This window comes from Nautilia sp. PV-1, from assembly GCF_004006315.1.
GTDB lineage: Bacteria > Campylobacterota > Campylobacteria > Campylobacterales > Nautiliaceae > Nautilia > Nautilia profundicola_A.
The window spans coordinates 365230-387378 of the sequence record NZ_CP026530.1 but is presented as its reverse complement, the minus strand read 5'-3'; the positions used below and the strand labels follow the sequence as shown (position 1 = coordinate 387378).

General features: G+C 34.7%; 27 protein-coding genes and 1 tRNA gene. 11 read left to right on the top strand and 17 right to left on the bottom strand.

Annotated features, from left to right (window positions below; genetic code table 11):
* Positions 1 to 19 precede the first annotated feature (19 nt).
* The 6 genes from C3L23_RS02135 (at position 20) to C3L23_RS02110 (ending at position 4742) form a co-directional block, all read left to right on the top strand.
* Positions 20 to 1231 (top strand): PD-(D/E)XK nuclease family protein, encoded by a 1212-nt coding sequence (locus C3L23_RS02135; protein WP_127679517.1) that lies wholly within the window; start codon positions 20 to 22, stop codon positions 1229 to 1231.
* Complete coding sequence (locus C3L23_RS02130; RefSeq protein ID WP_127679516.1) at positions 1215 to 1985, top strand: hypothetical protein; 771 nt, start codon at positions 1215 to 1217, stop codon at positions 1983 to 1985. Before C3L23_RS02135 ends, C3L23_RS02130 begins: the two co-directional genes overlap by 17 nt.
* 43 nt (positions 1986 to 2028) lie before the next feature.
* Positions 2029 to 2616 (top strand): hypothetical protein, encoded by a 588-nt coding sequence (locus C3L23_RS02125; RefSeq protein WP_127679515.1) that lies wholly within the window; start codon positions 2029 to 2031, stop codon positions 2614 to 2616.
* A gap of 76 nt (positions 2617 to 2692) precedes the next feature.
* Positions 2693 to 2890: a hypothetical protein gene (locus C3L23_RS02120; protein WP_168175693.1), complete on the top strand. Its 198-nt coding sequence runs from the start codon at positions 2693 to 2695 to the stop codon at positions 2888 to 2890.
* 12 nt (positions 2891 to 2902) lie between these two features.
* Positions 2903 to 3769: a hypothetical protein gene (locus tag C3L23_RS02115; protein ID WP_127679513.1), complete on the top strand. Its 867-nt coding sequence runs from the start codon at positions 2903 to 2905 to the stop codon at positions 3767 to 3769.
* Between the two features lie 19 nt (positions 3770 to 3788).
* Complete coding sequence (locus tag C3L23_RS02110; protein ID WP_127679512.1) at positions 3789 to 4742, top strand: DUF1524 domain-containing protein; 954 nt, start codon at positions 3789 to 3791, stop codon at positions 4740 to 4742.
* A 105-nt stretch (positions 4743 to 4847) separates the two neighbouring features.
* On the opposite strand, the gene C3L23_RS02105 is transcribed toward C3L23_RS02110, so the two are convergent.
* Positions 4848 to 4938, bottom strand: a tRNA-Ser gene (locus C3L23_RS02105).
* Between the two features lie 121 nt (positions 4939 to 5059).
* On the opposite strand from C3L23_RS02105, the gene C3L23_RS02100 reads away from it, so the two are divergent.
* Positions 5060 to 5461: an arsenate reductase ArsC gene (locus C3L23_RS02100; protein ID WP_127679511.1), complete on the top strand. Its 402-nt coding sequence runs from the start codon at positions 5060 to 5062 to the stop codon at positions 5459 to 5461.
* On the opposite strand, the gene C3L23_RS02095 is transcribed toward C3L23_RS02100, so the two are convergent.
* The 8 genes from C3L23_RS02095 to C3L23_RS02060 form a co-directional block, all read right to left on the bottom strand.
* On the bottom strand, positions 5430 to 5795 hold the full coding sequence (locus C3L23_RS02095; RefSeq protein WP_127679510.1) for a NifB/NifX family molybdenum-iron cluster-binding protein: 366 nt from the start codon (positions 5793 to 5795) through the stop codon (positions 5430 to 5432). The two genes, C3L23_RS02100 and C3L23_RS02095, sit on opposite strands and share 32 nt — an antisense overlap.
* Complete coding sequence (locus C3L23_RS02090; RefSeq protein WP_127679509.1) at positions 5792 to 6184, bottom strand: NifB/NifX family molybdenum-iron cluster-binding protein; 393 nt, start codon at positions 6182 to 6184, stop codon at positions 5792 to 5794. Before C3L23_RS02090 ends, C3L23_RS02095 begins: the two co-directional genes overlap by 4 nt.
* 1 nt (position 6185) lies before the next feature.
* The gene (locus C3L23_RS02085) at positions 6186 to 6899 is read right to left on the bottom strand and encodes a hypothetical protein (protein ID WP_127679508.1); all 714 of its coding nucleotides are present in this window, start codon (positions 6897 to 6899) and stop codon (positions 6186 to 6188) included.
* Positions 6900 to 6908: 9 nt separating this feature from the next.
* Complete coding sequence (locus tag C3L23_RS02080) at positions 6909 to 7592, bottom strand: TIGR00703 family protein (RefSeq protein WP_127679507.1); 684 nt, start codon at positions 7590 to 7592, stop codon at positions 6909 to 6911.
* Positions 7593 to 7703: 111 nt separating this feature from the next.
* Entirely contained in the window at positions 7704 to 8288 is a 585-nt protein-coding gene (locus tag C3L23_RS02075; RefSeq protein ID WP_127679506.1) for a 6-carboxytetrahydropterin synthase, read from the bottom strand.
* Positions 8289 to 8420: 132 nt separating this feature from the next.
* Positions 8421 to 9173, bottom strand: a complete 753-nt coding sequence (locus C3L23_RS02070; RefSeq protein WP_246831085.1) for a 7-carboxy-7-deazaguanine synthase QueE — start codon at positions 9171 to 9173, stop codon at positions 8421 to 8423.
* A 14-nt stretch (positions 9174 to 9187) separates the two neighbouring features.
* Positions 9188 to 9757 carry a fumarylacetoacetate hydrolase family protein gene (locus C3L23_RS02065; protein WP_127679505.1) on the bottom strand — a complete coding sequence of 190 codons (570 nt, stop codon included), beginning with the start codon at positions 9755 to 9757 and terminating at the stop codon, positions 9188 to 9190.
* Positions 9758 to 9790: 33 nt separating this feature from the next.
* A complete protein-coding gene (locus C3L23_RS02060; protein ID WP_127679504.1) occupies positions 9791 to 10342 on the bottom strand; it encodes a flavin reductase family protein in 552 nt (183 codons plus the stop codon).
* 50 nt (positions 10343 to 10392) lie between these two features.
* Between C3L23_RS02060 and C3L23_RS02055 the strand changes: the two genes are divergently transcribed.
* The gene (locus tag C3L23_RS02055; RefSeq protein WP_127679503.1) at positions 10393 to 11013 is read left to right on the top strand and encodes an SIMPL domain-containing protein; all 621 of its coding nucleotides are present in this window, start codon (positions 10393 to 10395) and stop codon (positions 11011 to 11013) included.
* Here C3L23_RS02055 and C3L23_RS02050 read toward each other — a convergent pair.
* The 6 genes from C3L23_RS02050 to C3L23_RS02025 all read right to left on the bottom strand — a co-directional run bounded on the left by C3L23_RS02050 (position 11007) and on the right by C3L23_RS02025 (position 18283).
* Entirely contained in the window at positions 11007 to 11423 is a 417-nt protein-coding gene (locus C3L23_RS02050; RefSeq protein ID WP_127679502.1) for a secondary thiamine-phosphate synthase enzyme YjbQ, read from the bottom strand. The genes C3L23_RS02055 and C3L23_RS02050 overlap by 7 nt on opposite strands.
* Positions 11413 to 12453, bottom strand: a complete 1041-nt coding sequence (locus C3L23_RS02045; RefSeq protein WP_127679501.1) for a ribonucleotide-diphosphate reductase subunit beta — start codon at positions 12451 to 12453, stop codon at positions 11413 to 11415. Before C3L23_RS02045 ends, C3L23_RS02050 begins: the two co-directional genes overlap by 11 nt.
* Positions 12454 to 12485: 32 nt before the next feature.
* Positions 12486 to 13397, bottom strand: coding sequence for a glycoside hydrolase family 5 protein (locus C3L23_RS02040; RefSeq protein WP_127679500.1), 912 nt, complete (start codon positions 13395 to 13397; stop codon positions 12486 to 12488).
* On the bottom strand, positions 13379 to 15805 hold the full coding sequence (locus C3L23_RS02035) for a ribonucleoside-diphosphate reductase subunit alpha (RefSeq protein WP_127682111.1): 2427 nt from the start codon (positions 15803 to 15805) through the stop codon (positions 13379 to 13381). The genes C3L23_RS02040 and C3L23_RS02035 overlap by 19 nt, the downstream gene beginning before the upstream one ends.
* Before the next feature lie 151 nt (positions 15806 to 15956).
* Positions 15957 to 18014 carry a ferrous iron transport protein B gene (gene feoB, locus C3L23_RS02030; RefSeq protein ID WP_127679499.1) on the bottom strand — a complete coding sequence of 686 codons (2058 nt, stop codon included), beginning with the start codon at positions 18012 to 18014 and terminating at the stop codon, positions 15957 to 15959.
* Between the two features lie 38 nt (positions 18015 to 18052).
* Positions 18053 to 18283, bottom strand: coding sequence for a FeoA family protein (locus tag C3L23_RS02025; RefSeq protein ID WP_127679498.1), 231 nt, complete (start codon positions 18281 to 18283; stop codon positions 18053 to 18055).
* 106 nt (positions 18284 to 18389) lie between these two features.
* On the opposite strand from C3L23_RS02025, the gene purT reads away from it, so the two are divergent.
* Positions 18390 to 19556, top strand: coding sequence for a formate-dependent phosphoribosylglycinamide formyltransferase (gene purT, locus C3L23_RS02020; protein ID WP_127679497.1), 1167 nt, complete (start codon positions 18390 to 18392; stop codon positions 19554 to 19556).
* Here purT and C3L23_RS02015 read toward each other — a convergent pair.
* Positions 19534 to 19797, bottom strand: coding sequence for a hypothetical protein (locus tag C3L23_RS02015; RefSeq protein WP_127679496.1), 264 nt, complete (start codon positions 19795 to 19797; stop codon positions 19534 to 19536). The two genes, purT and C3L23_RS02015, sit on opposite strands and share 23 nt — an antisense overlap.
* 93 nt (positions 19798 to 19890) lie before the next feature.
* On the opposite strand from C3L23_RS02015, the gene C3L23_RS02010 reads away from it, so the two are divergent.
* Positions 19891 to 20229 (top strand): P-II family nitrogen regulator, encoded by a 339-nt coding sequence (locus tag C3L23_RS02010; RefSeq protein WP_127679495.1) that lies wholly within the window; start codon positions 19891 to 19893, stop codon positions 20227 to 20229.
* A gap of 83 nt (positions 20230 to 20312) precedes the next feature.
* Positions 20313 to 21473: an ammonium transporter gene (locus tag C3L23_RS02005; protein ID WP_127679494.1), complete on the top strand. Its 1161-nt coding sequence runs from the start codon at positions 20313 to 20315 to the stop codon at positions 21471 to 21473.
* An 8-nt stretch (positions 21474 to 21481) separates the two neighbouring features.
* Here the strand turns inward: C3L23_RS02005 and C3L23_RS02000 are convergent, their stop codons facing one another.
* Complete coding sequence (locus tag C3L23_RS02000) at positions 21482 to 22093, bottom strand: DUF2202 domain-containing protein (RefSeq protein WP_127679493.1); 612 nt, start codon at positions 22091 to 22093, stop codon at positions 21482 to 21484.
* Positions 22094 to 22149: the final 56 nt, after the last annotated feature.

Below are 22149 nucleotides of genomic sequence, written 5' to 3'. Positions count from 1 at the left end.
ATAACACAAAGGGGATATTATGGAAAAAATAAAAATTGAATCTTTATTAAAACAAGTAGAAACAATTAACAAAAAATATGATGAAATAGATAAAATCACAGGTAGAAACTTTAATGTTTTTGAAGCAGGGAATATAGGGCATCTTGAAACTTTTCACACTCAGTTAATTGCAGAGTTGCTTTCACCAGATGGGAGTCACAATCAAAAAGATAAATTCTTAAGATTATTTTTAGAAACAATTGGATTAAAAAATTTGAAATTAATTAATCCTAAAAGTTATGCGGAATTTGTAATTGATAACAACAGAAGAATTGATATTTTAATTGAAGATGAGGATTTTATAATCGGAATTGAAGCAAAAGTTTATGCGAATGATGGAAATAAACAATTAAAAGATTATTTTGAGTTCCTAAAGAACAAAAATAAAAAAGAATTTAAATTATATTATCTTACATTGGATAGACACTTGCCGGATGATAAAAGCTTACAGGATTTAAAAATTGATGAAGAAGTGTTTTTACTGTCTTTTGAAAACGAAATTTATAATTGGCTGAACGAGTGTATAAAAGAAGTGAGTGATGTTCCAATTATCAGGGAAGGACTTTATCAATATAAATTGTTGCTTGAAAAACTGACAAATAAAAATACCCAAAAGGAGGTAGAAGTGAAAGAAATAATCGGAAAAGATGTTGAAAGTGTAAAAGCTGCAGATGAAATTGTCAGAAACTATCCTGATGTTTGGTATGAAAAAGAGCATGAACTTTGGATGAATTTATTTAATTTTTTAGTGGATAATTATTTTAAAAAAGAAGATGGTTGGGAAAATGGAGATAAAGATATTTATAATATTTGGTATGACGAAAATGAAAATAGAATTCCATATGAAAAATCTTTGGAGGAGTTAAAAAAAGCAAAAGTAAGAGGAATATGTTTGAAAAAAATAATAAATAAAAAATGTATATATATAGGGGTTGAATATGGCAATAATTATAAAAATTGTTGTCTATGGTATAAAGGGTTTAATGAAAAATTGAATAATTTTAAATTTGATAAAGATACTGAAAGTTATTGGATGTTTAGTGATATAGAATTAAGATTTTATCCAAACAATAGTTTGTCTTTTGAACTTTTTAATGATAGAGAATTTAATAGTAAAATTAGAAAATTAGCTAATGAATTAAATACATTAAAAGATAAATTGTTAGGAAAGCAAAATGAGCTTTCCAGATAACGAAACGACTCGGGCGAGTATAAAATATCAAAACAAAATTTACAGGATGTTTAACAATCCTGTAAATGATGAGATAATGAAAAAATATAATCAAGTAAAGAAAGGTTCCTGTTCGGCACCTTGGATTGCAAGGGATTTCGTATGGACGGTAAAAAACAATAAACTTTATTTATGCAAAATTTATTTGATACTTGAAAACAGAGACATCACAAAAGACATTATCCAAAATGAGTTATTTGCAGATTGGGTAAATGAAGATTTGAAACTTTTTATTTCAAAAGAGCCTTATATTTTCCCACAAAGAAAAAGAAAAGTCCTTATTTTGGAAGTAAAAAACGGAATAGTTGAAAACAGTTACGAAAAAACGGAGATTTATGAAATAAACGGAAGAAAACGAATTTTATGGGAGTATATGCAAAAATTTGTGGGGCATTTTTGGATTTATGAAAATAAAGTTTATGTAATAAAAGATGAAATTGAAAAAGCCGTAAAAATAAACGATGTATATAAATTAAACTCTTCCTTTAAAGGATCGTGGGAAAAATTAAAAAATGAAAATTATCTGTTTGATTGTTTTGAATATTATGAACTTCCAAGAGGTGAAGTGGTTTATAACGAAAAAACCGGAAGTTATATTATTAATGCAAACGAGAATATTTTAAAAAGTGATTTATTAAAATATAGAATTATCAGACAGTTTGAACTCGATAAAGATTTAGTTGAATTTAATATCTTAAAAGACGACACAATATAACTACTCAATCTTTTATAATTCCTTAAAACTTCAAAGGCTTCCTATGATTAGTTTTAAAGATAAAAACTCTCTATGTAAAAAACTCGGCTATAACAATTTAAAACCATGTCTGGAAAAACTTAAATTTTTGGAGAAAAACGGAATCGAAGCGTTTTTAAAGACTAATTTCAAATATGATTTTGTATTAGGCAGTGAGTTGTTTTTGAAAAAAGTTATTGAATTGTACGGAAATGATGAGGATATGAAAATTTTTGAAAAAACAAGAGAAAAATTAAGCAGAAAATCCGGACATTTATTTGTGAATACAAATTTTAAAAGAGTTTCTCAGCCGATATTTGTTTTGGCGTTTATGGAAGGACTTAGAAATATTTTAATTGACAGGGCAAGTTTTGAAAATAAAGAAGAGGAACTGGCGTATATTAGAAAATATGTGAAAAAACATTATAAAGAAAATAATGGCAAATTGGAACTTTGGGGTAATATTCAAAACTACATCTATAAAAGCGAGTGGTTTGATAAATATTTGGTAATCGATAAAGACGGTAATGTGATAAATCAAATGGATGAATTTAATCCTTCAAAAGCTTTTCTTAAAATAAATGGGAAAAATATTGAAATAAAAATGAAATGAAGGAAATTTTTGAAAAGCAATTTAAAAAAATTTTTAAGAAAGCATTTTAACGATAAAGCAGACTTTGTTAAAAAATTTGTTTCTATTTATTTATTGGGAGGATTATATTTTTATAAGCGGAAAAGATGAAAATTTTGAAATTTTTATTGGAGAAGACTATATTGAAATATGGCATTTAAAACCAAACGGTAACAGTGAAATAATTTCAAAAGAGAAATTTATAAACAAACTGCAAAACTTACAAAAGATGGAAATAGAAATCTTTGTAATATAAATGGAGGAAGCAATGAATGAAACATTTGTATTCGTTGATAAAGAAAACATTTATTACCTGCTAAATTTAGATGATAGATATGGAGTATTTATAAACACATTCAGATTTGAAAACGGTAAAGTAGCAGAATTTGAAACACCAAAAAAAGAGGTGTTTGAGAAATATTTTAGTTTTTGGAAGAATTTAAGTAACGTTGAAAAAAGAGATTATATTTATAATTTGTGTTTTGCTTTAAATTATAAAATTTCTAAAAGAGCTTTAAAAACCTTAGGAGAAGATTTTTGTTTTAGATATTTGAGAGATTTGGATGAGCATTTTTTATTTCAGGATAAGTTTGCAAAGCATTTTATTTTGGATTTTAAAGCTATCGAGCAAGGTAGGGAAGTTTTTTATAGACAACCTAAACTATTTCCGTTTTATATCAGTTATTTAGATATATGGATTACTGAGGATTATAAAATCATAAAAAACAATACCGAAATTACCACAAATGATGTGTTTCAATTAGAAGAGGAATATAAGAAAAGTTTAATTCCTCTAATAAAAAAGAAAGATAAAATTTACAGAGCAGTTCAAAAGGACAGTATAAAAAAATATTTTAAAACTAAAGAGTTTTTGAAATCTATGAATATATGCGACAAAAACATTGAAATTATAATCACTTTTTTCGATATTGCCGGAAATGATATTCATTTTAACACATGTTCAGAGGTTACTTTTGAAAGGCAAATATATGATTTGAAATTTTGGGGAATAAATGTTGAAATAAGCAGATTATTGTGGGGACTGATTGATAAATTCGGAATAAGGATAGTAGAAGCAAAATTAAATGTATGGAGTGAAATAAAAACGGATTTGCAGATGTTTTATAAAATATAAATAAAGAGAAGGATGAATAATGGAAAATAATAATCTCAAAACTTTATTTAAAATTTTTAGAATTTCAGATTACCAAAGAGGCTATGTTTGGGGATTTTATAATGTCAAAAATATAAAAAAAGCGGTAAAAGTATATTTTTATATGCTAAATCCAGAAAAGTCTAATTATTCAAATGAAATAAAAGAATGGTTAAAAAAACTAAATATAATAGGTTTTAGAGCATTTAAGCCATTGATAATGGCAGTTTTAATGAAGTATGATAATTTAGAAAAAGATAAAATTTTAGAAGTTTTAAAATTAGCAGAATTGTATATTTTTTTAGTTTTTATTATTTCAAAGAGAAGGGGATATACTGGAAATAGCAGATTTTATAGATACGCTAATGACTTTCATAAGAATAAAGATGTAGATAAACTTATTGAGAAAATTAAAAATGAATTATATGAAGATGAAAATACTTATAGGTGGGTAGCTATAAATAATTTTATAGATGAAATTGATAATTTATTTAAAAATTATGATGGATGGTATAGTTGGAAATATTTGAATTATTTTCTTTATGAGTATGAAATATATCTTCAAAAGGAAAAATTTAAAGAAGAAACTCAAAAAGTTAAATGGGATGATATTAATAAAGATAGTATAGAACATATTTATCCTGAAACTTCAAATTTAGAGTGTTGGAAAAAGATTTTTAAAGGTAAAAACAGAAAATATTTACATTCATTAGGAAATTTATTACTCTTGAGTATTTCTAAAAATGCAAGTTTAGGAAAAAAATGTTTTGAAGATAAAAAAGAAAGATATAAAAACGGTAGTTATTCAGAAATAGAAGTTGCTCGATATGAAAAATGGACACCTAAAGAAATTTATGAAAGAGGAATGAAATTATTAGACTTTTTATCTGATAGGTGGGATATCGAGATAGATGAAGAAACTAAAGAAAAATTATTATTTGGTAAAAATAGATGATATATAAACTGTCAGTTAAATTGTCAGTAAAAATCCGCCAAAAACGACTGACACTTACCTCTTTGATTTTTGAAAGATACCGAATTTACGGAGTTTTTGAAGTAATGGCGGAGAGGGCGGGATTCGAACCCGCGGTACCCGATGTGGGTACAACGCCTTAGCAGGGCGCCGGTTTCAGCCACTCACCCACCTCTCCATGTGTGTGGATTGAAATTATATCAAAAAAAATTTTAATTTCAACCAAAACACAAGACTAATTTTTAATTTTCCAAAAATTTTATTAATATTCACATATATTTTATAATCTAAGGAAAAAAATGAAAAAAGTTTTAATATTATGTACCGGCAACAGCTGCCGTTCTATTATGGCGGAAGGATTAATAAACAAATATTTTCCAAATATTAAAGCATACAGTGCGGGCAGCAAGCCAAGCGGCAGGGTAAACCCGAACGCAAAAAAAGTATTAATTGAAGAAAACGCATGGAAAGACGAATATCATTCAAAAAGCATTCAGGAAATTATGAATAAGTCACCCTTTGATCTGGCAATAACAGTATGCGACAATGCCGCAAAAGAATGTCCTGTGATTCCAGGGACAAAAACAATACATATCCCGTTTGAAGACCCTGACGGAAAAGATTATGAAGAGTTTTTAAAAACAAAAGAAGAGATAAAAAAAAGACTTTTTAGTGCGCTCCACACGCATTTTCAGGTCTGATCTCTTCAATTTCGCCTTTTATAAATTTATCTACCGCTTCTTCTACGGTAGGAGACATATTGTCAAAATAGACTTTAATACCAACCTGTTTAAATCCTTCAAGAGGTCTGCCGCCTATTCCGGCTACGATTAATGCGTCTGTTCCGAGACTTTGAATATTAGTTACAGCGTTACCGCAGGCACCTCCCGCATGTCCCGGATTTTCCACAGCGCTTACTTCTTTTATTTCTCCGTCTTCAATATCTACAATAATATAAAAAGGAGCCTTCCCGAAATGCGCTCCTCTTTTTGCAAGAAGTCCGTCAGGAGTTGAAGTAGGAATCACTACTCTCATTTTAACTCCTCTTTGATTTTTTCAAGCACTTCCGGTGCTGTATTTCCGTCTTTTTTACTGACTTTTATAGTTTTTACACCAGCCATTTCAAGAGCATCTTTCATATTTGGACCGAGTGCTCTTACTACGATGTAATCACAACCGTCCACTTTACTGGCTTTTACATGCTGATGATGATGTTCAACCTCATCTGCCGTATGTTCTTCTTTGTGATCGTGTCCGTGTTCGTGCTCATGCTCGTGTTCACCGGCATGAGTGTTTTCATTAAGTCCTACAAGTTTAAATTCATTTCCGTCAAATTCATATATTGCGAAATACGGAGCTCTCCCTGTTCTTGTCACTATTACCAAATTTTCACCTTCTACAGGCACTGCTATTTTTATAGACATATTAATCCTTTATTTCTCCCCAACCGAGGAATTCATTTGTACGCGGTAAATATAGCACATCTTTCGGTCTTATGTCAATATCAAGTTCTTTAATTAAATATTCCCTAACCTCTTTAATTCTCCAGAAAAACAGCAAGTCTCCTTTATAAGGAGTATTCGTCCAATACCCTACCCTGATTGGTATTTCCCATTCATTTGCGATGCTGTTTTGAATATCTACAATTAAATCTTCAAATTCCGTATTTTTAAGCTCTTTATGTTCATATTCTGCCAGTGCCCTTGCGTACGATTTGCATGCCGTTTTTATTTTTTCAATATTTTCGCTTTTTACATGCACATTTTCCAAAACACCTTTGAATATTTCCATTTTAAAGCTGTTAGTAAATTCTTTCTTTTCTAAATCATAAACTTTTACAAGCTCTTTTGAGATATTCTCTTTTGGAAGATAGATCTTTTCAGGTATTTCAATTCCTTCCATTACAGGGTATTTTTTAAATACTATTTTTTTAATTTCCCTGCTTATTTCTTTTATTTTAGGCTTTGTTGTCAAATATTTTTTAACAAGGTTTTCAATTTCTTTGTCTTTTTTAATGTAATAAAACACCACGGCACTCTCAAGTGCTTCAAGTATTGCGTTTCTTGGTAAAAACTTACCCTTCTCATCTTCTAAAAATCCGTTTTTTTCAAAAGACGTACCGCTCCAGAATATTAGCATACCGACTCCTTATTTGAATTCAGCCAGGGCTTTATCTATTTTTTCGCTGATTTTCTCATCAAACAATGCAATTGTCGGAACCATCCATTCCATCCAGTATCTCGCATCACCGCTTTTATTCTCACCGAAATACGCAAGAGCGATTCTTCCGAACCCCATCTCTTTTTCTATTTTTTTAGCATCTCTCAAAAATCTTCTCGGAACCGGCGGCAGTTCTTCAAACGGAAGCGGTTTACCTTCATCACCGTGTTTTTTTACAAGACTTGCGGCGCTTCCTATATTTCTTAACGCTTCAATAATATGTACAAATTTGTGTTTTTTCAAAAACGTAATTAAAAGCTCTCCGGCCGGCACGTGAAGTACAGGCGTATCAATATCATCTTCTCTTAAATATACGTATAAATATGCCCTGCCTTCAATCATTTCTATTTTTGCAAACAGTTTCTTGTTTTTAGGAAGTTCTTTTAGCACTTCAATTACTTCATGTTCTATATCGTTTTCGGTATATTTGTCACCTTCTTTTTTATCGGCTGCGGCAAAAAAGGTTTCTTCTCCGTCTTTTTTTCCAAAAAGCAAATCAAATCCCCATTTTTTAAGTGATTTAATCTTAAATTCCCTCTCTTTTTCAGGCTGTCCCAATGTTTCAAACACTAATGTATTTAGAAGCTGGATCACTCTAAGTTCAGTAATCAATTTAATCTCCTTTAGTTTTTTATAATTATAATACTTTAGTCATTTTATGTCAAGTTTAAATACAAAACACCTTTTTTTTATTCAATTAAAAAAAACAAAAGAAAATTTTGATTAAATTTCTTTTGGAGGAGTAAGTTTTTCTTGTTTTAGAAGTTTATCCCATAACCTTGAATCGTTCCACTCTTGTTTAATTCTATCACTAAAAATAATATCTTCAAATTTTATTTCGCCCATTCCTTTAAAATTATACGCATCTTCCCTGAAACATTCGGCATATCCCGTATCTGTTTCATGCACTGTAATTGAGTGAAGTTTTACTTCCTTTTCCCCGTTATTAAACTCCATCAAATTTAAAACCCTGTCAATTATTATAAAAAACACCCTGCTAAACTGCTCGGCAGACGGGTTTACAGGCAGTACAATCCATCTTTCGCTAAACTTCTTGGCATACTTTATATATTCATCATCATCTTTAGCCCATAATGTAATCGCATGGTCAAAACTGTCGATAAGATCTTTTATCGTAACCTTCATAAGCCCGAAATCGTATACCATTTCACCATTATCGAGATAATTTGAACTTAGCTTTACCTCTACTTTGTAACTGTGCCCGTGAATTGAACGGCTGCATCTTCTGCTTGTGCAGTTTCTGACTATATGGGCATTTTCGAATTTAAAAAGTTTCCTTATTATCACTTATTTCCTTTTTATTATTAATATAAAATTATACTTTACATAGTTATTTTTATTTAATTTTATCACATTTTTAGCTTTCTATAAGTGTCTGTCACTATAACTAGCGCGATATGTTTTTATCTATATTTAATTTTAAACACCCTTTTTTTTGCCAAAAAGCCTTATATGTATTCTGTCGCTGTAACAATACCCGTGTTTTAAGCAAAACCCAAATACAAATGGAGCGTTTTTTTCAAGTTCTTCCCTGTCAGCACCAAGAGGCATACAGTAAACCGCTGCATTTGTCTCACCGGTAATTTCTTTTATTTCATCGTTCAAATCTCTGTCAATTACAAATTTAAAAAAACTTTTCGGAGCGTTTTTGACATATGACGCAATTATTCCCTTTTTCACTCTTTTAGTATATTCTTCACCGCTGTTTGAGAGTTTTACGCTCATGGCAAACGCCGCTTTTTTATATGCCGGATATTTTTCAAAATTTATATCAACCGTAGTGTTTGTTTCTATCGTAATCTGCCCTTTAAACCATTCTACCAGCGGATACAGCTGTTTATAAAAAAGTGTAGGCTCGCCTCCGGTTATTACAAGATGAGTATTTTTATTAAGATATTTGGAAACTTCGGATTTTATTTCTTCCACATTCATAAGTTTCCATTCGCTTTTGTACGATTTATCAACGGCATAGTAACTGTCACACCCTTTTTCTCCAAATCCGGGACATTTGAGGTTACATCCCCCGACTCTTACAAAAACACTCGGATGCCCTGCGTATTTACCTTCTCCCTGAATGGAATAGAAGATTTCGCTTATGGGTATATGCCCCATAAAATCTGACGATTTTGTGGGGACCCCTTGATTTTTTTTTGTTTCGTTCTCAATTCTCAATTCTCAATTCTCCATTATTTAACTGTCCATTTTTTAGAAACAAGCACTTTGCCGTCTTCCAATATCTTACCTTCAAACTCATCCCCTGCATTTACAATTCCTACACCTTTAGGAGTTCCTGTCATTACGATATCTCCCTCGTTTAATCCAAAAATCCTCTCAATATCCTCAAACAAAAATTCCGGCTTGTACATCATAAGCTCCACACCTGCTTTTTGTATAAGTTCTCCGTTTTTATAAACTTCAAGCCCTAAATCATCTATATTTTCAAATTCTACAAAATCGCTGAAAACAGCCGCGCCTTTAAAAGCTTTAGCTCTCTCCCAAGGCAGTCCTTTTTTCTTGAGTTCACTCTGCACTTCACGAAGAGTGAAATCAAACCCGAATCCGACTTTAAGCGTATCGCCAATTAAAAAACATATTTCACCCTCATAATGCATAGAAGAATATTCAGGAAGTTTAATTTCATTACTGATACTGCTAAAAGGTTTCATAAAATATACAGGCTCACTCGGCATTTCGTTATTAAGCTCTTTCACATGTTCTACGTAATTTCTTCCCACACATACGATTTTATTATTCATAATATACTCCATTTAACTTTACACTTTTCATTTTTAATTTTTAATTTCTGTTAGTTTCGCATATCCTCTTCCGACTCTCGCAACCGGTTCAAAATCTCCGTCTATGTACATTTTGTGAATTTTTAAAAAGAAAGGAACTGTAGCCATTTCTTCATTTTCAAAAGTTCCGTAAAGTTCTGTCAAAAATGCCCTCTTACAGCCCTTCACAATAGGAGGAAAGTTTTCATCTATTCTTTCAAGCATAATTTCGAATTTCTCCGCTTCATTTACACCGAACGGCAGAACTTCTCCGGTTTTGTCCATTTTTTCATACAGTTCGACAGGCACAAGACAAACAGTCGCTTTTTTTGTTTCTCTTATGTTTTTGTATGTATCTTTCGGCTCGTCAATATCAGGCTTTTTTCTTCCAATACTTACCATCAAAAGAGGAGGTTTGCTTGAAATACCCGTAAAATAGCTAAAAGGAGCTACGTTTATTTTACCTTTATTCTCAGTCACAATCCAGGCAACCGGTCTTGGGATGATATTTCCGGCCATAAGTTTGTATATTTCTTTGCTGTCGGTTTTAGTAAAATCCAAAATCATCTCTGACCTTTTTTTGAAATTATATTATAATTAAGAAAAAAAGGCTTATTATGAAAAAGCTGATTATTTTCTTAAGCGGTATATTGTTCGCATACACAATTACAAACACCAAAACATATTATCAGAACATACAACCTTCAACACTGAAAGCAAATCTGGAAGTGATAATCACACACAAAAGCTTAAACGGTTTAATAAACCTACTTCATAAAAACGTTAACAGACTTAAAACCTTATGTCAAAATACTGTATATTCTTTTAATCCGGTGTATAAATACATTAATAAAAAAGAAGTCTTCGTAGATTATAAAGCCTATATAAATGCCGAGTGTCTGTTCAAAACATCCGAAATTAAAAAATTCTCAGCACTCATGAACAATCTGCAAAAAGCAAAAGTAAAACTTACATCTCTGAATTTCACAGTGACCGACAATGAAAGAAAATCTATAATCAATACTTTAAAAACAAAAGCTTATACGGATATTCAAAAAGAAACAAAAAATCTTTCAAAAAAACTGAATCAAAAATGTTTTGTAACGGATGTAAAAATATTCACACCTTATCAAAAGTCAGCCGGATTTTATACCATGAAAGCCTATTCCGCACTTCCGGTACCTAAACAGAACAAAAAAATATCAATAAAAGCAGATTATAAAATAGAGTGTTACTGACCGTATACCGTAATTACTATTTTTCTGCTGCTTGGATAGTCCCTGTGTTCGTTAAGATATATTCCCTGCCAGGTCCCTAGATTAAGTTTTCCGTCTGTAATCGGAATGTTCAGACTGACTCCGAACATTGAAGATTTAAAATGTGCCGGCATATCGTCTTTCCCTTCAAGGGAGTGTTCGTAATGATATCCGTCGGGAATTAAATTATTGGATATATTTTCCATATCCACCCTGACATCGGGTGAAACATTTTCATTTATTGTAAGGGAAGCTGAAGTGTGTTTTAAAAAAAGATTCATCATTCCGACATTTATATCCGAAATATTGATTGAAGAGAGAATTTTGTCTGTAATTACGAAAAAGCCCCTTTTCGGAGCTTTTACAGTAATCTCTTTTTGCTTAAAAATCATCAAGGTTAAGGCTTCCTTTGGAGTAGTTAACCACATTTCCTTCGAAGAAGTTTGTTTTTTGCTCGTTAAAACTTGAGAATCCGTCAAACCAGCTGATAGGATTTTTAAGTCCCACTTCAGGGAACAGCAGATCAAGCCCCATAGCCTGTGCCCTTTTATTTGCCAGATATTGTGTAAATCTGTCAATAAGTTCTTTGCTCATACCCAAAATCTCGTCATTTGTGATATACCATCCCCAGTCTCTTTCAAGTTCGTACGCTGCAAAAAGCATATCTTTAATGTTTTTTATAACTTCAGGAGTGAAAAGATCCGGAAATTCTTTTTTAATTTCTTTAAAGATGTTTGCAAATAAAAGCGTATGAGTCACTTCATCTCTTTGAATAAATCTGATCATCTGTGCGCTTCCAAGCATTTTACCGGCTCTTGCAAGCACGTAAAACGCCGCAAAACCGTTATAAAAATAAACACCTTCAAGGCACTGGTTAGCCACAATCATATAAACTTTAGCTTCATCATCTCCGTTAAGCGCTTTTGTGCCCCACTCTTCATAAACATTTCCGATAAATTCGTTTTTCTTTCTTAGATTATTGTCGACTCTCCACATTTCATAAATTTCATCCGTATTAAGAGAAATACTGTCAACCATAACTGCGTAGCTTTGTGAATGAAGAGCCTCTTCATACGCCTGTCTTACTATGCACATATTTACTTCCGGCGCCGTAATCCATGGATTTACGTGGTCCGGAGTATTATTTGTCTGGATAGAATCCATAAAAATAAGCTGGCTTAAAGCCTTATCATACATTCTTTTCTCAGCCGGCAAAAGCTGTCTGTACTGTCTTGCGTCTTCGGTTAAATCCACTTCTCTCGGAAACCATGTGTTTGCAAGCATCATTTCCCATAAATTATACGCCCACGGATAACTAAGTTTATTAAGATTAATTATCCCTTCCGTACATCCGTTAATTATCGATGTAGTAGAACCTTTATGTAAAGGGCAGTCGTAATTGAAAAGCTTTTTAATTTGCATATCTTTCCTTTACATTTTTTTTGTATTATATTCTATTTACACTCAGGAAACAAGAATGCGTTTAGCACTTTTTGATATTTCTTAATCCACATATGTGTTTTATAATCATAAAATTTAGCTCCGGCATTAACGGCATAAGGAATAGAGTTTTTTCTAAGAGCACAGCTGAGAAATTCGGCAAATTTTATCTGTTCCTTTATCTCAACCGTATTGCCGTGGTTGTAATTGCCCGGCATCCATGCTCCGACCCATGAATACAGTCCGTGGGATTCACACCAGTTTTTTGCATATTTTATTTTATTTAAAATATCTCTTTTCATGGCATCGTCCAAAGCCCTTTTAGGGCCCGCCGCATAAAAATGCCATTCGATCATTATATATCCGTCATTTTTCGGAATATAAAGTCTGTTGAGCCAGTAAGGATTGCTGATATGGTTGGGTGCTAAAAACAGAATCCTTTTTTTATCTATTCTTCTGATGTTTTTTACTGCTTTTTTATAAAAACCGTTAAGTATATTATTATGTTTTTTTATTTTTTTATTCGGTTCTATCAGCAGATCGTAGCTCAATTCATAAGGCTCGTTTTTATATCTTTTGGCTATTATCTCCCAGATATGAACAGCCTGATTTTCGTATTTTTGAGGATTTAATCTGAAATTTCTGCCGCTGTATGACAAAACGGGAATAAGCCCGTCTTTTAAACATCTGTTTATGATTTTATCAAGTCTTTTCAAATCGACGTTATCGTCAAATCTGATTCTGACACTGTTAAACCCTCTTTTTTTAAAAGAGTCTATATCGCTTAAACAAAAACGTTTTTCTATTTTTTTAAAAAGCGCCCAGTTTACGTTAATTCCGACACCGAGCTTTTTTTGATAATCTTTAGGAGAATAAGAAAAGGAAAAAGAAAATAAAAAAAATAAGATTACTGACAGCCGAAGCATTCTATACTTCTGTCCATAACCTCCTCTTTAACTTCAGGAGACTGGCTTCTTAAATAATAAAAACTCTTTAGACCCAGTTTCCATCCCAGCGTATAGATTTCATTGAGATATCTTCCGCTCGCCCTATCCGTTGTAATGAATATATTAAGACTCTGCCCCTGGTCTATCCATTTCTGTCTGATAGCCGCTGCTTTAACCAATACCGTCTGTTCAAGTTCATACGCCGGCGTATAGAACATATACGTCTCTGCAGATAAATTCGGCACAACCACCGGAATAAGACCGCTCAAGTTTTCTTCGTACCATTTTCTTTTATATACAGGCTCTATCGTCTGAGTCGTTCCGGTTAAAATTGAAATAGAACTTGTAGGCGCAATAGCCATCAGGTATCCGTTTCTCATTCCTTTTTTAACCTGTTCTCTCAACCCTTCCCAGTCATACTGCATTGCGCTGAACAGATCTCTTTCGACAAGTCTTTTAGCCTCTTCGCTGGCACTGTCTATCGGAAGAAGCCCTTTTGACCATCTGCTTCCTTCAAATTCAGGATAAATGCCTTTTTCTTCGGAAAGCTCCGCGCTGGTTTTAATAGCCCAGTAGCTGATGCCTTCAAACACTTCGTCAATCAGTTTGAGATGTTCGTCGCTTCCCCAGAAAATCTGTTTTTCCGCCAGCATCTGCGCTTCACCCATGGCACCGAGCCCTATTGCTCTGTTTTTAAGGTTCGTATCTTTCGTTTTTCTTACAGGATAATAGTTAAGGTCTATTACGTTATCAAGCATTCTTATAGCAATAGGAACGACCTCTTTGATTTTTTCAGGCGTGTTTACTTTGCTCAAATTTACGCTTGCAAGGTTACAAACAGCCGTTTTGCCTTCTACCGGCACTTTTTCTACAATATATACCTGTTTGCCGTTGATTGCGTCGATTGACGTAATTTTTTTAGCTTTTTTAGTAAGTTTTACGTCCCCGTGTTCTACTGTTACGTCTTCTTCCTCGTCATACATATTAAAACTTCCGTCTTCAAACGTAACTTTCACTTTATAATGGTTAGGCTCCGTGTTTTGGAAAATTTCCGTACAAAGATTTGAGCTTCTGATAATTCCTGCGTGGTCGTTTTGGTTTCTTCTGTTGGCATTGTCTTTAAAACAAAGGAAAGGATTTCCCGTTTCGTAATATTCAAGAAGTATTTTTTTCCAAAGTTCTTTGGCTTTTATCGTTTCTTTTGAAATATTAGGATCGTTTTCGTATTCTATATATTTTTTTTCAAACTCTTCACCGTAAAGATCCGTCAGATCTTTTACTTCATAAGGGTCAAAAAGCGTCCAGAGTTCATCTTTTTCAACTCTTTTCATAAACAGATCGCTTATCCATAAAGCAGGGAAAAGGTCATGCGCTCTTCTTCTTTCTTCTCCGCTGTTTTTCTTAAGATCAAGAAAGTCCAATATATCCATATGCCAAGGCTCGAGATATACGGCAATCGCACCTTTACGGGTTCCCAGCTGGTCAACCGCAATAGCGATGTCGTTTGTAATTTTAAGCCAAGGAATAACTCCTCCGGCCGCATTTTTGTGGTTATCGATAAAGCTTCCCAGAGCCCTGATTCTGCTTACGTCCCATCCGATACCGCCGCCGAATTTGCTTAAAAGAGCCATCTCTTTAAAATCGTCGAAAATACCTTCGATATTGTCGTTCATGCTTCCGACATAGCAGCTGCTGAGCTGATGTCTTGTGGTTCTGGCGTTGCTGAGCGTAGGAGTCGCCACCATTACTTCGAATTTGCTTATCACATCGTAAAATTTTTTAGCCCAGTATCCTCTTACGGCTTTCGGATCGTTCGGAATACCGGCTCTTTCATATTCCGGAATAGATTCGTAATTTGTCTCATTCTGTGCCAAAAACATCGCAACACCCATAAAAAGCTGCTGCGGAAGCTCAATCGGCTCGCCGTTTCTGTTTTTAATAATATATCTGTCATAAAGAGTTTTAATTCCGAGATACGTAAACTGAAGATCTCTTTCAGGCTTAATGTATGCGTTTAAGTCTTCAAGATCGAATTTTTCTTTTAGACCGAGCAGAATTCTCCCGGCTTCCTCTCCTTTTTGGAAATAATCTTTTAAATGATTATATCCGGTAAACCCTGTCACCCTGTGATACAAATCATACAAAAACAGCCTTGCCGCAACATAATTCCAGTTCGGTCTATCTATGTCTATTTTATCAACCGCCGTTTTAATAAGAGTATCTTGAATTTCAGCAGTTGTAATACCGTCTCTGAACTGAAGTTTCGCATCAAGTTCAAGTTCCGTATAATCCACCCCCTCTAAACCTTCGCAGGCCGCTTTTGTATATTTTCTGATTTTGGAAATATCTAGCGGTTCTCTTCTGCCGTTTCTTTTAATAACTGTAATCCCCGGATACATTATTCTCCTTTTTGTTAAAACAAAATATTGTTAGTGATTTTAAGACGCAAGTCTATTGAAATTTTAAATAATCGTAATAATAACACAATAAATTTAAAGTTTGATAAAAGCTATAATTAAAAATAATACGAAAAGAAAATCAGGAGAAAAGTTTAATGAGACTCACTCCTATAAAAGCCGCAATATAGGCGAATACGTTAGGATATACCGTATAAAATATTCTCCACTGCCACTGAGGCACCTCAGCCCAGAAAGTACCCATCGCGGCAAGACAAGGCGAATAAAACATTATGATAATTATCATGGCCACCGCCGCTGTAAACGTCATATTGTTTTTAATAACGTTTACCGTTTCTTTTGATTTGTTATTGCCGCCGTAAAGCACCGTAAGGGTTGAAACGACAACCTCTTTAGCCGCAAGCCCGGCTATTAAAGAAACGTCCTCCCTCCAGGTAAGACCGAGCGGTTTAAACACGGGTGCTATAAATTTGCCTATATCGGCCAGATATGAATTTTGCAGAATTTCTCTGTTCATCTGCTGAACAAGCTCAGCTTTTTTAGCTGGATTCTGAGCAATCAGATGTTGGTATTTTTGTTCTATTCCGGCTCTCGGGAATGAACTTAAAACCCACACTATCAGACTCGCCGTAGCGATAAAAGTCCCGGCTTTTTTAAGGTAAAGCTTGCTTTTTATCCACAAATCAAACAAAATACCTTTAAGTTTCGGAAATCTGTATTTCGGAAGCTCCATAACAAACGGCTCAGGCTCTCCTTTGAACAATACATGCCTTAAAATTTTGGCTACTATCAGGCCTGTCAATGCTCCTCCGATATAAATGGCAAAAAGTACGTTACCCTGAATTTCAGGTCTGAAAAACGCACTCACCAAAAGAACATAAACAGGAAGCCTCGCCCCACAGCTCATAAACCCAATTACCAGCATTGTTATAAGTCTGTCTTTAGGATTTTTAAGCGTTCTTGCCGCCATATAAGCGGGTACAGAACATCCGAACCCGGAAACAAGCGGAATAAACGCCCTTCCCTGCAGTCCGAACCTTTTAAGAACACCGTCCATAATATACGCCGCCCTTGCCATATATCCGGTCTGTTCGAGCAGGTTTATTCCCAAAAACAGAATAAGGATATTAGGCAAAAACATCACAACAGCGCCCACTGCCGGAATAACTCCGTTGATTATCGCTTCGCTTACGATTCCTTTAGGAAGAAAATGCGCAAGATTCGCTCCAAATGCGCTAAACGCCTTGTCTATATATTCCATAGGAACGGCGCCGAGTGAAAACGTCGCCTGAAATATCGCCCACATAATCAGCAAAAACAGAGGCAGTCCCAAAATAGGATGAATCAGAATTTTATCCACTTTTTCCGTTAATGTTTCTTTTTTGGCCTTTTTGGCCACCTGTGTCACTATACCTTTTGCAAGTGCCAGCCTCTCTTCAAAAAGCACCGTTTTGGTGTCATCTTCGTCGAATTCGATTCTAAGTCTCTCTTTAGCGCTTTTTAGCGTATTCATAATATCCACAAACCAAGGCTTTTCGTGAACGGCTTTATACATATCCTCATCGTCTTCAAGAAGTCTGACGGCTACGAATCTTTTTGAAAATCTGCATGATTTTATTTTTCTTTTAAGATTTTCTATTTCTTCTTCAACGATTTCGCTGTAATATACTTTCGGAATATTTTGTTCTTCATATGTCTGAATTACCTTTTCAAACAGCTCCTCAAGTCCGAAATTTTCTTTTGCGGAAACGTTTTGCGCTTTTATATTGGTAAGTCTGTAAAATTTATCCGTATCAATCTCCCCGCCTTCCCTGGCAAATTCGTCATACATGTTAAACGCAAGGGCCATAGGTCTTTGAAGGTCGCTTAGCTGCCATGTAAGAGTCAGGTTTTTTTCAAGCTGGTTGGAATCCAAAACATTTAAAATCAGATCATACTCTTCTTTAAACAAAAAGTCTTTAGTTACCTGCTCTTCGGGAGTGTACGTATGAAGGGAATATGTTCCCGGAAGGTCTATAAGTTTTATTTTATATCCGTTTCTTTCAAAAACAACTTCTTTTTTTTCAACGGTTACGCCGCTGAAATTCCCGACATGAAGCTGCGCACCCGAAATCGAATTGATAAGATGGCTCTTTCCGACATTCGGCTGCCCGACTAACGCTACAACTATTTCTTTCATATCAACTCCATAACTTTTCATTTTTAATTTTTAATTTTTCACTTAACATCTTTTTCCACTTCCACATCGGCGGCCTCTTCATCGCGAAGGGCCACTTTGGTGTTTCCTATTTCTATTTCAAAAGTATTTTTTGCAAGTGTGTGTTTGAGGACTTTAACTTTCTGTCCTTTAGCTATTCCAAAGGCAAAAAGACGGCTTTTTAAAGGTTCTTTGGCATGTACTTTTTTAACTGTAGCCTCATCTCCTATAGTTAATTCGTTTAATCTCATATCCGTCCTTTGGCATGTAAATATTTTTCCGTATCATATCAATACTTTATAATTTATTTCTTGATAAATATCAAAAATGTTATAATCGCTTTAAAAAAGGACGTTTATGAAACTCACTACTCCTCTTAAGTCTAACTCAGTCAAAATAATGCTTTTAGGAAGCGGCGAGCTGGGGAAAGAAGTCGCGATAGAAGCAAACAGGCTCGGATGCGAAGTAATAGCCGTTGACAGATATCCGAATGCGCCGGCAAGTTTAGTTGCCCAAAAATCGTATGTAATAGATATGAAAAACAAAGAGCAGGTTCTTGATGTAATAAAAAGGGAAAAACCTACATATATTCTTCCCGAAATTGAAGCTATCAATATAGAAGCTCTTTTTGAAGCCGAAAAAGAAGGGTTTCACGTTATTCCCAACGCAGAAGCCGTAAACAAGACAATGAACAGAAAAAATATAAGGGTTTTCGCAGCGGAAACGCTCGGGCTCAAAACTTCCAAATACGAATTCGTATCAACCCTGGAAGATCTGCAAAAAGCATGCGACGCTTTAGGATATCCCGTAGTCGTAAAACCGATTATGAGTTCATCCGGACACGGACAGAGCATAGTAAAAAGCCCCGAAGAAGTAATAGAAGCATGGGAGTTTGCAAAAGAAGACGCAAGAGGAAGCGCGGATGAGCTTATAGTGGAGGAATTTATTCATTTTGATTATGAAATTACGCTTTTAACAGCCAAAAACGACAGTGAAATAGTTTTCTGTCCGCCTATAGGACATATTCAAAGCGGAGGGGATTATATTTTCTCATGGCAGGAAATGGAAATGAGCGAAACGGCTTTAAACAAAGCAAAAGATATCGCCCGAAAAATCGTTGAAGGTCTGGGAGGAAGAGGTATATTCGGAGTTGAACTGTTCGTTGAGGGCGATGAAGTGTATTTTTCAGAAGTTTCTCCAAGACCTCACGATACGGGACTTGTTACGCTTATAACACAGTCTCAAAGCGAATTTGCCCTTCACGTAAGAGCGGTATTAAATCTGCCTTTGGGATTTGAATTTTTAACTCCGGGAGCCAGCGCGGCGTTTAAAGCCGATAAAGACACATATACCCCTGAATTTAAAATCGACCCTTCTATTTTCAGAATCAATTCAAGATTCGTGGTATTCGGAAAGCCGGAAGCCCATCCGGGAAGAAGGATGGGAGTGCTGCTTGTAAGCGACAAAGAGGCAAAAGAGGCTTTAAAACAGGCACAGCTTCTTATTCAAAAAGTTTCTCTCTGATCTCTTTCGCCATTTTTTCGGCGTCTTTTTTACTGCAGTAGCTTTTATCGCCGAACATATAATAAAACGTATCCAAAATCACCTCCGTTATCTCTTTTTCATTTAAATTTTTCCGGTATATACTGTCGCATATCATTGCGGCCTCGCCGAAATATTCATCTTCACTATACTGAAGAAGTCTGGAGGGATCGGTCTTATCAATTATATTTTTTACCGCTAAAAAAAATTCTTTTTTATCCATTTCCGCTCTTTTGTATAAAATTTAATCACTTTTAATATTTTTTTAATGAACGTTGTTTAATACAATTACAATATACCAAAAAAAGGAGTGTTTATGAAAAAAATCGAAGCAATTATCAAGCCGTTTAAACTTGATGATGTTAAAGAGGCTTTGCTTGATATCGGTATTCACGGTATGACAATAAGTGAAGTAAAAGGTCACGGAAGACAGCAGGGACATGCTGAACTCTATAGAGGTGCGGAATACATTGTAGATTTCCTGCCGAAAGTAAAACTTGAACTGGTTGTTGCGGACGAAGACGTAGAAAAAGTAATAGAAACTATAAGCGAATCTGCAAGAACCGGCAAAATAGGCGACGGTAAAATATTCGTAAGCCCTGTGGAAAAAGTTATCAGAATCAGAACGGGCGAAGAAGACGAAGAAGCGATATAGTAAGTAGTTAAGTTGTGAAGTTGAGAAGAGGTTAAGTTGTAAAGCTGATAAGAAAAATATAAAGGAGAAAAAATGGATTTAGCATGGTAATTGATACCTTTTTTGCGCTGTTTGCGTTTACGCTGATTATTTTAATGGTTCCCGGCTTCGCAATGCTTGAAGCTGGACTTGTAAGAACTAAAAACGTAACTGCCGTTTTAACGGTAAACACCATGATTTACATAGTGGCAAGCCTTGTGTTCTTCCTATGGGGATATACGCTGGCTTTTGGAGGATGGAGCGGAGAAAGTATGAGTATGTACGCCGCATTTTTATTCCAGATGGCATTCGTCGGTAAAACGGTCAATATTATGAGCGGCGGTGTAAGTGAAAGAACTAAAATAGTTCCTCTTGCGATATTCACACTGTTTATGGCCGGGCTTATTTATCCGCTTATCGTTAACTGGACATGGGGTGCGGACATGTTAAAAGGCACTCTTCTTGATATTTCCGCTATGCATGATTTAGCGGGAAGTACGGTAATTCACTCAACAGGCGCATGGGCGCTTTTAGCGGCGATTTTAATTATAGGGCCGAGAAAAGGCAGATATTCAAAAGACGGTAAAGTAAGAGTTATTCCTGCCAGCAACATTCCGTTAGTCGTGCTTGGTGCGCTGCTGCTTTGGATCGGATGGTTCGGATTCAACGGCGGAAGCGTTGGAAGCATTTCAAGCAAAGAAGCTGCGGATACAGTGGCATTGGTTGTAATGAATACAAACAACGCCGGTTTAATAGGCGGTCTTGTGGTAATGATTTTGGGTTATTTAACATATAAAAAGCTTGATATTACTATGATCTTAAACGGCGCACTGGGAGGACTGGTAGCCATTACTGCGGGAGCAGACGTAGTCAGTCCTTATGCCGCTTTGGCAATCGGAGCAATCGGTGGAGCACTTGTATTTTACGCAGTTCCTTTCTTTGACAAATTAAGAATAGACGATCCGGTCGGTGCGCTTTCCGTTCACCTTGTAAACGGTATCTGGGGAACAATCGGTACAGGTATCTGGGGTAAAGGCGTAAGTCTTGCAGCTCAGATAAAAGGTATTGTTGTAGTCGGAGTTTTTGCTTTTGTTGCTTCTTTTGTAGTTATTTATATTATAAATAAAATAGTTGCCTTCAGGGCAAATGAAGAAGATGAGGTTGAAGGATTAGACGTCAGTGAATGCGGGATTGAAAGTTATCCTGAATTCAAAAGGGCTATATAATTCAGCCCTTATCTTCTCATCATACCTTTGCCAGCAAACCAGTAATAATTGATATATTTTCTTCCGACACCTCTTTGAAACGGATAATGTTTACACCATTCTTTACTCATTAACTGACATGCGCTTTTGCCTGTTACAGAAATAAGAGTCCTGTTAAATGCATTATAATGATTATAGCTTCCGGCTCTTAAAAATTTAAATAGAGCTATCACATCCGGAGACACGGCATTATATAAATATTTGTTTAAATCGTTAACATCCGTAACCTCAACCATAATTCCCACTTCAAGTGCGTCTTTGAGAGATTTTTTCCCTTTTGCAATCAGTTCGTCATAAAGTTTCTGAAGCTCAGGATTTACAAATTTACCGACTTTGTCTCCTCTTACAGGAAGAGGCAGCCCGTAATGTTTCATTACGTTAGCGACACTGTTTTCATGCATAATCTCAGAACGGTATATATTAAACACCCTCAAATCCGGATACATTTTTCCAAGTTCAAAATATACGTCGCGTGCAAGTTTTTCTTCCTGATACATATAATTCAAAGCGTGTTTTTCTTTAGGCGTAAGAGCAAAAAGATTCACCGCCAGCATCAAAAAAGCAAGTATTTTTATTTTCATATCAACCCTTTTATAGATATTGTTTTTCGCAATTTTATTTACATAACGTAAACTGT

Bases quoted from the DNA above. Each gene is read 5' to 3' on its own strand.
- C3L23_RS02055 (WP_127679503.1), top strand. From the start codon at position 10,393: ATGAAAAAGCTGATTATTTTCTTAAGCGGTATATTGTTCGCATACACA.
- C3L23_RS02025 (WP_127679498.1), bottom strand. From the start codon at position 18,283: ATGAGATTAAACGAATTAACTATAGGAGATGAGGCTACAGTTAAAAAA.
- C3L23_RS02090 (WP_127679509.1), bottom strand. From the start codon at position 6,184: ATGTCTATAAAAATAGCAGTGCCTGTAGAAGGTGAAAATTTGGTAATA.
- C3L23_RS02085 (WP_127679508.1), bottom strand. From the start codon at position 6,899: ATGCTAATATTCTGGAGCGGTACGTCTTTTGAAAAAAACGGATTTTTA.
- feoB (WP_127679499.1), bottom strand. From the start codon at position 18,014: ATGAAAGAAATAGTTGTAGCGTTAGTCGGGCAGCCGAATGTCGGAAAG.
- C3L23_RS02110 (WP_127679512.1), top strand. From the start codon at position 3,789: ATGGAAAATAATAATCTCAAAACTTTATTTAAAATTTTTAGAATTTCA.
- C3L23_RS02060 (WP_127679504.1), bottom strand. From the start codon at position 10,342: ATGATTTTGGATTTTACTAAAACCGACAGCAAAGAAATATACAAACTT.
- C3L23_RS02095 (WP_127679510.1), bottom strand. From the start codon at position 5,795: ATGAGAGTAGTGATTCCTACTTCAACTCCTGACGGACTTCTTGCAAAA.
- C3L23_RS02005 (WP_127679494.1), top strand. From the start codon at position 20,313: ATGGTAATTGATACCTTTTTTGCGCTGTTTGCGTTTACGCTGATTATT.
- C3L23_RS02065 (WP_127679505.1), bottom strand. From the start codon at position 9,757: ATGAATAATAAAATCGTATGTGTGGGAAGAAATTACGTAGAACATGTG.
- C3L23_RS02100 (WP_127679511.1), top strand. From the start codon at position 5,060: ATGAAAAAAGTTTTAATATTATGTACCGGCAACAGCTGCCGTTCTATT.
- C3L23_RS02125 (WP_127679515.1), top strand. From the start codon at position 2,029: ATGATTAGTTTTAAAGATAAAAACTCTCTATGTAAAAAACTCGGCTAT.
- C3L23_RS02045 (WP_127679501.1), bottom strand. From the start codon at position 12,453: ATGCAAATTAAAAAGCTTTTCAATTACGACTGCCCTTTACATAAAGGT.
- C3L23_RS02135 (WP_127679517.1), top strand. From the start codon at position 20: ATGGAAAAAATAAAAATTGAATCTTTATTAAAACAAGTAGAAACAATT.
- C3L23_RS02010 (WP_127679495.1), top strand. From the start codon at position 19,891: ATGAAAAAAATCGAAGCAATTATCAAGCCGTTTAAACTTGATGATGTT.
- C3L23_RS02000 (WP_127679493.1), bottom strand. From the start codon at position 22,093: ATGAAAATAAAAATACTTGCTTTTTTGATGCTGGCGGTGAATCTTTTT.
- C3L23_RS02130 (WP_127679516.1), top strand. From the start codon at position 1,215: ATGAGCTTTCCAGATAACGAAACGACTCGGGCGAGTATAAAATATCAA.
- C3L23_RS02115 (WP_127679513.1), top strand. From the start codon at position 2,903: ATGAATGAAACATTTGTATTCGTTGATAAAGAAAACATTTATTACCTG.
- purT (WP_127679497.1), top strand. From the start codon at position 18,390: ATGAAACTCACTACTCCTCTTAAGTCTAACTCAGTCAAAATAATGCTT.
- C3L23_RS02050 (WP_127679502.1), bottom strand. From the start codon at position 11,423: ATGATTTTTAAGCAAAAAGAGATTACTGTAAAAGCTCCGAAAAGGGGC.
- C3L23_RS02015 (WP_127679496.1), bottom strand. From the start codon at position 19,797: ATGGATAAAAAAGAATTTTTTTTAGCGGTAAAAAATATAATTGATAAG.
- C3L23_RS02040 (WP_127679500.1), bottom strand. From the start codon at position 13,397: ATGCTTCGGCTGTCAGTAATCTTATTTTTTTTATTTTCTTTTTCCTTT.